We start from the raw sequence: 10,533 nt of genomic DNA on the forward strand, positions 1-10,533 counted from the left end.
TGCTAGAAAAATAGGCAAACTGCCTTCTTCAAATATTCCTTATATTTAGTCTATCAATACCTATTTACCGCTATGGAAATCTCAAATAAAAAGACCTTTCTAGATTATTTATACCACTGGGAAAAAGAAAAACCCAATGAAATTTACCTTAGGCAACCCACTGGCGACACCTACAGAGATATCACATGGGCTCAGGCTGCCGATCAAGTGAGAAGGATGGCCAACTTCTTAAAAGCTCAAAAGCTACCCCCTAAAAGTAATATAGGTTTAGTTTCTAAAAACTGTGCAGAATGGATTTTGGCCGATTTGGCCATTATGATGTCAGATAACATTTCTGTTCCGTTTTACCCAACGCTTCTTGGAGACCAGATAAACCAAGTTTTAATCCATAGCGAATGTAAACTTCTATTTGTCGGAAAACTGGATCGCTGGCCAGAAATGAAACTTGGTATTCCCGATGAGCTTACTTGTGTCTCTTTCCCCGGATACAATCCAGATAAAGAACATCTACAGTGGAATCAAATTCTGAAAGAAAATGACAGACTAGAAGTTAATTTCTATCCTGATTTAGCTTCCATTTTTACCATTATTTATACTTCAGGCACAACGGGCAATCCAAAAGGCGTCATGTTGAAATATAAAGCGATGGCCGAAGGCATTTATAACACACGTCATTTGACCCATTTGAACTATAAAAACATCCGCTTCTTTTCTTATTTACCTCTTTCTCATATTGCCGAAAGAAATGTGGTAGAGGCTGGAGGGCTCTACTCTGGAGGTACAGTATATTTTGCAGAGAATCTCGACACTTTTGCGGAAAATTTAAGAAATGCATCTCCTACACATTTTTTGGCGGTGCCTAGAATTTGGACCAAATTTCAGTTGGGCATATTGGCTAAAATGCCTCAAAAGAGACTCAATTTGTTGCTCAACATTCCGGTCATTAAGGATTTGGTCAAAAGGAAAATCAAGAAAGGTTTGGGCTTATCGGAAGCCATATTTGTATTAACGGGGGCCGCACCAATGCCCATATCCCTTATAAAATGGTTTCGAAGAGTGGACATTCATATTCAAGAGGTATATGGTATGACAGAGAATTTAGGTGCCGTAAGTATGATGCCTCTTGACCATATGAAAGACGGAACCGTAGGTAAAGTATTTCCGGGTATGGAAGTAAAAATAGACCCAGAAAACGGAGAAATATTAACGCGTTCTGCTTGGATTATGAACGCATACTATAAAGAACCTGAAATTACCGCCAAAACTATAGACCCAGAAGGCTGGATTCATACAGGAGATGTAGGAGAATTGGATCAAGACAACTTTCTAAAAATAACAGGGAGAGTCAAAGAAATGTACAAAACCTCCAAAGGGGAATATGTGGCTCCTGCTCAAATAGAATTTGGCTTTGCAGATAATGAACTCATCGAGCAGGTGTGTGTGGTAGGTGAACTCCTGCCTCAACCTATCGCTTTAGTTATTTTATCAGAAATGGGTTTAAAGGCTAACAAAAAGTCTGTTAACGAGGCACTGGCTCAAAACTTGGAAGAGCTAAATCCCAAACTAAAATCATACGAAAAGATTAAACGGATAGTTGTTTTGAAAGAGCCTTGGGATGAAGCAAACAACTGTCTTACACCGACCTTTAAAATCAAAAGAATAAGTATAGAGAAAAAATTCGAATCCCGATTTCAAGAATGGTACGATCAAAAAGAGACCGTGGTATGGGAATAAAGTGTCGTAAACACACATATCCCGTCTCATTCCTTATTTTTGTGTTATTATTTCGACAACCATTACCTATGATCTTAAAATGAGAAAAATATTTTTGTCATCGTTATGTTTCTTCATGACGATTTCGCTCAGTTTTGCACAAAATCCCAAAGTGCTTGTTTTTTCAAAAACCGCTGGATATAGGCACAGTTCTATTGAACCTGCTCAAGCTTTTTTCAAAAAAATCAGTACCGCCGAAAAACTTGACTTTACCTTTTCAGAAAATGCAGTAGATATTAACGAGGGAAATCTAAAAAACTTCAATGCTGTGGTTTTCTTAAATACCACTGGAAATATTTTAGACGACAGACAGCAAGCTGATTTTGAAAGATATATTCAGGCTGGTGGTGGTTTTATGGGAATTCATGCTGCCGCAGATACAGAATACGAGTGGCCTTGGTATAATAAACTTGTAGGCGGCTGGTTTATGTCTCATCCGGGTGGTGAGGTTTCCAATGTACAGAATGGTGAAATGACTGTTACTGATAACACTCACCCAGCTACAAAACATCTTCCAAGTAAGTTTTCTAGAAAAGACGAATTTTACGACTTCCGTTCTTTTCAAAAAGATATTTTAAACGTTTTAGTGACCGTAGACGAAGATTCTTACAAGCAAGGAAAAATGGGTGATTTTCACCCGATGGCTTGGTATCATGAATATGATGGAGGAAAGGCCTTTTATACCAATTTCGGCCATGTGCATTCTACATTTGAAACAGAGGAGCCCATGCAAAAGCATATGATTGAAGGTCTTAAATCTGTATTGGCAGAAAAACTAGATTACGCTAAAGCATATAGAGAAAGAGCTCCTGAAGAAAATAGATTTGTTAAAATAATATTAGCTAGTAATCTTAATGAGCCTACAGAATTAGCCGCCATGCCTAATGGTAAAATCTTACTGGTAGAGCGAAGAGGTGACGTAAAAGTTTGGCTTCCGGAGAAAGAGGAATTTAAAACGGCTAATAGTTTAGATGTATTTAGTACTTATGAGTACGGTTTAATGGGTGTGGGTTTAGATCCTAATTTTAATAGAAACAACTGGGTTTATATCTATTACACTCCGAACACAGACGCTCATAATGAGCAATTTCTTTCTAGATTTACTTATGACCAAAAGAAAGACGAACTGGACCTAAGCTCTGAAAAGGTCATGCTAAAGATAAAAATAAAAGGTAACGAATGCTGCCATACTGGAGGCTCTATTGATTGGGACTCAAAAGGCAACCTTTATCTTTCTACCGGTGACGACACTAATCCATTTGCTTCTGACGGCTTTGGTCCTATTGATTTTAGAGATGGAAGAGAAGGCTGGGACGCTCTCAGCACTTCTGGCAACACCAATGACCTTAGAGGTAAAATCTTAAGAATAAAGCCCACGAAAGAGGGTTCATACACTATTCCACAAGGAAACCTATATCCAGAAGGTATCCCAAATGCCCGACCAGAAATATTTGTGATGGGCTGTAGAAACCCATACAGAATATCTGTAGACAAAAAAACCGACCGTTTATACTGGGGAGATGTTGGGCCTGATGCTGGCAAAACAATAGAAGGCAGAGGTTCAGAAGGTTTAGTGGAGTTCAATCAAACTACGGAGCCTGGCTTTTTTGGCTGGCCTATCATCGTTGGAAACAACAGACCTTACAATAAATATAATTTCGAGACTAAAGTTTCTGGAGAACCTTATGATGTTTTAAAACCGATAAACGACTCTCCTCATAATACTGGTCTTAAAAACTTACCTCCAGCCAGAGAGCCATTCATGTATTATGGATATGGTGCTTCTGAAGATTATCCACTTTTTGGTAAAGGAGGATGTAATCCAATGGCTGGACCTGTTTTTCATTCGGAAGACGCTGCGGTAGGAGAAAATACTTTCCCTACTTATTTTGATAACAAGCTCTTCCTTTATGAGTGGATTAGAGATTGGATAATGGTGGTCACTTTAGACAAAAATGGTAATTATCAAAGCATGGAGCCCTTTATGCCAAATACCAAATTTTATCACCCGATGGATATGACATTTAGCAAAGACGGTGTGATGTATCTGCTAGAATATGGTCCTAAATGGTCTGCTCAAAACGAAGAGGCTTCGCTAACAAGAATAGACTTTAATGCCCATAACAGACCTCCTCTTGCTGTTGCATCTGTAGACAAGCCCGTGGGTAAGGCTCCCTTAAAGGCCAATTTCAGTTCTGAAGGCACTATTGATTACGATGGTGACGACTTAACATATGCATGGGACTTTAATGGTGGTGCAGAAAACAGCACGGCTAAAAACCCTTCTGTTACTTTCAAAAAGCCTGGTGAATATCTTGTAACACTCTCTGTCTCTGATACGGCGGGAAAAACGGGTAAGAAAACCTTAATTGTAAAAGTAGGAAACGAGATACCTGATATCGCTATAAACGTGACCGGAAATCAGAGTTTCTATTTTGGAGACGATAAAATAAACTACAAGGTCAATGTAAAGGACGCTGAAGATGGCACTATAGGAAAAGGCATTAAAAGCGAAGACGTGGTGGTGAGTATAGACTATCTAGAAGGATATGATAAAAATGCTGTGGCTCAGGGGCATCAGAGAAGTGTAGCCAATGCTAGTGGAAGAAGGTTGATAGCAGATGCCGATTGTTTCGCTTGTCATACGGTAGACCAAAAGTCTATTGGGCCGAACTATAAAAGTATAGCTACAAAATACCCTTTAAATAATACCAATGTAGGTAAGCTTACCGCTAAAATAATTTCTGGCGGTGGTGGTGTATGGGGAGAAACTGCTATGGCTCCGCACCCAGATTTATCCAAAGCAGATGCAGAATCTATGGTGAGATACATTCTTTCTATAAACGACAAAAAAGCGTCTCTATCTTCTACGGGTTCATATATTGCTAAAGCTCATGAAGGTAAGAAAGACGGTGCTTACGTGATTCAGGCAACTTATCTTGACAAAGGTGGTAAAGTGGTAGGCCCACAGAGTGGCTCTTCATCTTTAGCTTTAAGAAGTCCAAACTTGCCTGCAACAGCCTATGATGATAAAAACAACGTCATTGAATTTGATGTACCTCAAGTGGGTAAATTAGTGGTCGCTATGGCAGGTTCATGGGTAAAATATGAAAACCTCGATTTGACGGGCATTACTGCCGTAAACTTGGGGGCTTTCGGCCAAAAAGGACAGACCGTCGGTGGAACTGCGGAATTCAGAATTGGAGGTATAGATGGAAAATTGATTGGAACTACTACTGTTCCGGAGGTAAGTAATACACCGATCAAAGTAAAACTTTCAGCTACCAAAGGTCTAAATGATCTTTATCTCGTTTTTAAAAATTCAGCTGCCGAAGGTAAACCGCTTTTTGGCGTAAAATCATTGGATTTCAGTAAGTAATTTCCAAGCGTTTATTCATCCAAATGCCCGTCCAAATAACTTTGGACGGGCATTTCTATTTATAACCAGTATAAATACACCAATTTTTTATTCAAATAGAATATACTCCCCACAAAACACGTTTTCATCATACCTTTTACCATCATTTGTCCAGAAACACCCAAAGCTATCGATTAGATTTTGACCTACATAGACTGCATTTGATTATACCCTTTCGTATTTAATACAAATGTCTTTTTACACTATCTAACCAAAACGCTATCATGGACAAAATCAAAAGAAATGAATTCTTAAAGGAATTAGGATTCAAGGGTTCGGCACTTTTTGCAATATACTGTACTGGTATTTCTTGTTTACCTGCAGAAGTCTCCCCCGAACAAACCTCTCTTGGTGAATCTGCATTGTCTATAGATTTATCAGACAACACCAATAATGCATTACTTACGAATGGCGGCTACCTTGTGAGCAACGGCATTGTGATAGCTAATAATAATGGAACCTATATTGCCGCTACTCAAATATGTTCTCATGAGAACAAAAGAAAAATAATTTTTCTTAATGATGAATGGTATTGTACAGATCATGGGGCTAGATTCACTCCTTCAGGACAAGGCATAAATAAAGATGCATCAAAGGGCCTAGCGGTATATACCGTAAGCCAGTCTGGTCATGTTCTTAGTATTTCCTAAAAACCTCTTAAATATTCTATAAAATGAAAACCCTTCTGTCACTTTTCCTATTCATGAGTCTTATATTCCCAAGTTCTGACTGGGATAACAATTTAGAACTTGCCAAAGAAAAAGCTCAAACTGAAAACAAACTAATTCTTTTAAATTTCTCTGGTTCCGACTGGTGTGCTCCTTGCATCATGTTAAAAAAGCAAGTTTTCAGCTCTCCAGAATTCAACGCTTTTGCATCCGAAAGGCTGATTCTTTTAAGGGCAGATTTCCCAAGGCTTAAAAAGAATAAATTACCAGATGAAGATCTTAAAACAAATGAAGCCCTTGCTGATAAATATAATCCCGATGGCAATTTCCCTTTTACTGTTTTGATAGATGCTAACGGTAATGTTATAAAATCCTGGAACGGATTTAATGGTAAAAATGAGGAATTCTTAGCCGAAATTATAGCCAGTAGCCATGAATAAGACCAACCATCATGTCTTAGTTGAAAAGCTGATGGGAAATCGCTTCGAGTTTTGTGTGGTTGAGGAAGACCCGAAAACGGCTCAAAAGTTACTTCAAGGAGCAGTTGCCGAAGTCAAAAGAATTGAAAACCTGTTTACAACTTTCAAAGAAAATTCTCAGACAAACTTAATCAATAAAAACGCTGGTTTAACACCAGTTAAAGTCGCCTCTGAAGTCTTTGACTTAATTGCTCGTTCCATAAAAATTTCTGAGCTAACGCAAGGAGCCTTTGACATTACTTATGGAGGTTTGGATAAATCACTTTGGAATTTTGACACGACCATGAAAAAACTTCCAAGTGAAAGCACAGCCTTAAGCATGGTTAGAAAAATCAATTTTCGAAATATTGAATTAAATCATTTTGAAAAAACTGTTTTCCTAAAAGAAGAGGGCATGCGAATAGGTTTTGGAGGAATCGGCAAAGGATATGCCGCAGATATGGCAAAAAAACTGCTCAAATCATCGGCTATAAAGTCGGGATATGTGAATGCCTCTGGAGATTTAGTAACATGGGGAAAGCAAGCTGACGGAAACTCATGGAATATTGGACTTAGTAATCCTGACAATAGAGAGGACACTATTGGTACTTTAAATATTACTGACTTGGCTATTTCCACTTCTGGCGATTATGAAAAATATGCCATTATTGATGGCAAACGGTATTCGCATACCATAGACCCAAAAATTGGACTTCCTGTAACCGGAATTAAGAGTGTTTCTGTCATTGGACCCAACGCCGAACTGGCAGATGCCATGGCGACACCAATAATGGTTATGGGCGTGGAAACTGGGCTTAATTTAATAAATCAAATTAACCAATTAGAATGTATCATTATTGATAGTGAAAACAACGTTTTCACTTCTAAAAAACTCAAAATAGCATAAGCTCTAATCACCTTTAACACCATTAAAATGAAAATCAAACCATTAATAGGCATTGTGACATTGGCATTGCTGGGAACATCATGTGTATCTGTAAAAGAATATCAAAAAGGAAAAATCAATGATGCCGAAATGATATTATCAAGTAGAAAGTCAGAAAAATTTGAGCAGAGTTTTTATCTCTATAGAGAAGGACCCGCGGGTGCTAATGGCGGAAAAAGCGGTGGAGGATGCGGTTGTAACTAGTAACTCAATAATAAAGCATGGACTTACTAAAGTTATCAGATCCTTTAAAAACCTTTTCAAAAAATGAAAAAACTACTCATCGCAATCGGCTTATATTTTAGCCTCTATTTAGGAGCTCAAGGACAGACTTTGAAGAAATTCAAAGAAAATTCTAATAAGAACTACATCGCCAAAAATCTAAAATTAGAAGAAATAAATTTTGTAACCAGTTATTACCAACAGAATGGTAACCACGCTGCAGTTACTGGCGGAATCGGTACAGAAGCACTTTTAAACGTAGGAAACTCACTGGACGTTACGCTTTCATTAAAAGACAAAAAGGATAGAATACATTCTTTGAATGGTGTCTTAAATGTAGATGCCTATACTTCGGCTTCATCTGATAACATTGACCCTGTCACTAATTCTGGGGCTTCAAGATCAGACCTTCACATTTACCCTTCGTTAACCTATTCTCAAAATAATCCAAACTCAGGAATCACTAAAAGTATTGGGGTATCTGGTTCCTATGAATACGACTATACTTCCATTGGATTTAATGCTGGAATCTCTAAACTTTCTAAAGATAAAAACACTGAAATAAGCATTAAAGCGGGAGCTTTTTTTGACCAATGGACGATCATATTACCCTATGAATTAAGAACCAACAATAGAGACGACAATGGCCAATCGCCAAGAAACTCTTATAATCTGGGTATCACCTTATCTCAAGTGATCAATAAAAACTTACAAGTTCTCTTAATGATAGACCCCTCTTTCCAAGATGGCCTATTGAGCACACCTTTCCATCGTGTATATTTCTCAGATGGCTCACTCTCCACGGAAAAACTACCAAGGCAGCGACTTAAATTACCTATAGGAGTAAGAGGTAGCTATTTTATTGGTGATAATATTATCCTTAGAGGATTTTACAGATACTATACGGACGACTGGGGCATGAAAGGCCATACAGCCAGTCTAGAAATACCTATTAAAATAACGCCATTCACATCTATTAGCCCATTCTATAGATTTAATAGACAGACTGCTATAGATTATTTCAGTCCATATGGAGTAGCCGATGCCAACAGTATTTATCACAGCAGCGATTATGACATTTCAGGTTTTGATAGCCACTATATGGGTTTAGGTTTTAGAAAATCTACTCCTGGGGGCGTATTGGGAATAAAGCATTTGAATGCCATAGAGTTCAGAGCTGCCTACTATAAACGTAGTACCGGCTTATCGGCAGGAATTGCATCAATGATGCTCAAGATTAAATAAATTTGAGGGCTCTAATGCCCTCAAATTCTCTTAAGTTAAATTACATTTCCTCAATTCATATAAATAATAATACTTGCTACCAGGAATAAAGACACTAAGGAGTAACCTACATTAATGAAAAACAACTTCCAAGAACGGTTTTCCCAAACTATAGCTCCTAAATGATAAGGCACATAAAAGCCCAAACATGTAAAAATGGCGGTGTTTAGTAGACTTGGAAACTTGCCCATTTCTGCCATACCTGGTACATAACCCCAAGCGGCTATATTGTTTGAAAGAACATAGGCCAAAAGGAAGTTTCCTATCACCATAAAAGCCATACCTTTAAACATGACTTTGGGGTCTGGTTTTTGAGACATATCCATACCCATTTCTTTGGCCCAAGCTTTACCAAAAAGAGGTGTATACCATAAGAAACCAAGAAAAAAATTTGCAACTACAGCGAGCAAAATCGCTAGCCAATTGATTTGAATTTCCATAAAATATGAGGTTAGGGTTTCTACTCTTTTGGATTTTCGAATACTCCCGTTTTTAATGGTTTCCGCTCCATATGCTTGTTAAATGTAGATAATATTCCACGGTTTATAAAAGAACCTTTCATAAAAGTCATTGGTATTCTGCAAGTAAAACCTAGCATTCTACAAGCTAGTTTAAACGACTTCAGATAGGACTATTGTTTAGTTCAAGGCTACACATCCTACCATCAAAGCATGGAATATATTTTAAAAGAAATTTGGTAAACGTTATATTGCCATGGATTTCAAAAGCCCTAGGTAGTACAGAACAGTGATTCTAAAAAATGTCATCTTATTCCTTCTCAGCCTACTGCTGTTCTCTCAGTGCTCTAATCGTAAGGCGGAAGAAAAATCCATTAAAGTGGAAAAGCTCCGCCAAAAGGAAATACGGAATAGTCTTAATATTTTTGATGCCCTGCCACAGGAAGTCATTGACCCTAAAAACAACTATAGCACTCCTGAAAAGATAGCATTGGGAAAACTCCTTTTTTATGACCCTATTTTATCTGGAGATAAAGACGTGGCTTGTGCCACATGCCACCATCCTCAAAATGGTTATGCGGAATTTAGAGATCTATCTATAGGCGTAAACGGCAAGGGTTTTGGCAGTAAACGTACTTTTAAGCAGCCAAATACTATACCTTTCGTAAAAAGGAATGCTCATACCATACTTAACACGGCCTATAATGGTATCAATACAAAAAACTATTACTTGCCAGAAGAGGCTCCTATGTTTTGGGATTTAAGGTCAAAGAGTTTAGAAGAGCAAGCTATACTCCCCATTAAAACTTATGAAGAAATGCGAGGCATGCATTTTTCTGAAGATGGAATCTTAGTAGAAATAGTGAAACGACTAAAGCGTATTCCAGCTTATACAGCACTATTCAAAGAAGCTTTTAAAGAGCCTGACCCCATTACAGAAAAAAACATTGGTAAGGCGATCGCGGCTTTTGAAAGAACCCTGGTAGCTACCAATTCCAGATTTGACCAATTTATGCGTGGCGACCCAAATGCCATTTCCCTTTCAGAGAAAGAGGGATTTGAAACCTTTAAAGAGGTGGGATGCGGCAACTGCCACAATGGTCCTATGTTTTCAGACTTTAAAGCTCATACATTGGGAATACCAAAAAACGAGAAACTTATAGTTTTTGACAGTGGCATTGACAGCACCTATGCTTTCCGAACCGCTACTTTAAGAAACCTGAGATTCACCGCTCCTTATATGCATAATGGCAGTTTCAGTAATTTAAAAGATGTTTTAGAATTCTACGAAGACATAGCCGACGGT

9 protein-coding genes are annotated in these 10,533 nt (G+C 38.0%); 8 read left to right on the forward strand and 1 reads right to left on the reverse strand.

The genetic code is table 11. From position 1 onward, the window contains the following. Positions 1-72: 72 nt before the first annotated feature. The 7 genes from ACTBZY_RS08690 (at position 73) to ACTBZY_RS08720 (ending at position 8,730) form a co-directional block, all read left to right on the forward strand. Positions 73-1,734, forward strand: coding sequence for an AMP-binding protein (locus ACTBZY_RS08690; protein WP_463045938.1), 1,662 nt, complete (start codon positions 73-75; stop codon positions 1,732-1,734). Positions 1,735-1,849: 115 nt separating this feature from the next. After that, positions 1,850-5,152 (forward strand): ThuA domain-containing protein, encoded by a 3,303-nt coding sequence (locus ACTBZY_RS08695; protein WP_463045939.1) that lies wholly within the window; start codon positions 1,850-1,852, stop codon positions 5,150-5,152. A 263-nt stretch (positions 5,153-5,415) separates the two neighbouring features. Beyond that, positions 5,416-5,841: a Rieske 2Fe-2S domain-containing protein gene (locus ACTBZY_RS08700; RefSeq protein WP_463045940.1), complete on the forward strand. Its 426-nt coding sequence runs from the start codon at positions 5,416-5,418 to the stop codon at positions 5,839-5,841. A 23-nt stretch (positions 5,842-5,864) separates the two neighbouring features. After that, positions 5,865-6,299, forward strand: coding sequence for a thioredoxin family protein (locus ACTBZY_RS08705; RefSeq protein WP_463045941.1), 435 nt, complete (start codon positions 5,865-5,867; stop codon positions 6,297-6,299). Next, positions 6,292-7,224 carry an FAD:protein FMN transferase gene (locus ACTBZY_RS08710; RefSeq protein ID WP_463045942.1) on the forward strand — a complete coding sequence of 311 codons (933 nt, stop codon included), beginning with the start codon at positions 6,292-6,294 and terminating at the stop codon, positions 7,222-7,224. Before ACTBZY_RS08705 ends, ACTBZY_RS08710 begins: the two co-directional genes overlap by 8 nt. A 27-nt stretch (positions 7,225-7,251) precedes the next feature. Further along, a complete protein-coding gene (locus ACTBZY_RS08715) occupies positions 7,252-7,467 on the forward strand; it encodes a DUF4266 domain-containing protein (protein ID WP_463045943.1) in 216 nt (71 codons plus the stop codon). A gap of 63 nt (positions 7,468-7,530) precedes the next feature. Then, positions 7,531-8,730: a DUF3570 domain-containing protein gene (locus tag ACTBZY_RS08720; RefSeq protein WP_463045944.1), complete on the forward strand. Its 1,200-nt coding sequence runs from the start codon at positions 7,531-7,533 to the stop codon at positions 8,728-8,730. Positions 8,731-8,780: 50 nt separating this feature from the next. On the opposite strand, the gene ACTBZY_RS08725 is transcribed toward ACTBZY_RS08720, so the two are convergent. Beyond that, positions 8,781-9,209, reverse strand: a complete 429-nt coding sequence (locus tag ACTBZY_RS08725; protein WP_463045945.1) for a DUF1761 domain-containing protein — start codon at positions 9,207-9,209, stop codon at positions 8,781-8,783. 397 nt (positions 9,210-9,606) lie between these two features. On the opposite strand from ACTBZY_RS08725, the gene ACTBZY_RS08730 reads away from it, so the two are divergent. Next, the coding region (locus tag ACTBZY_RS08730; RefSeq protein ID WP_463045946.1) for a cytochrome-c peroxidase at positions 9,607-10,533 on the forward strand (927 nt) is incomplete at its 3' end.

It is taken from the genome of Arcticibacterium sp., from assembly GCF_055134445.1.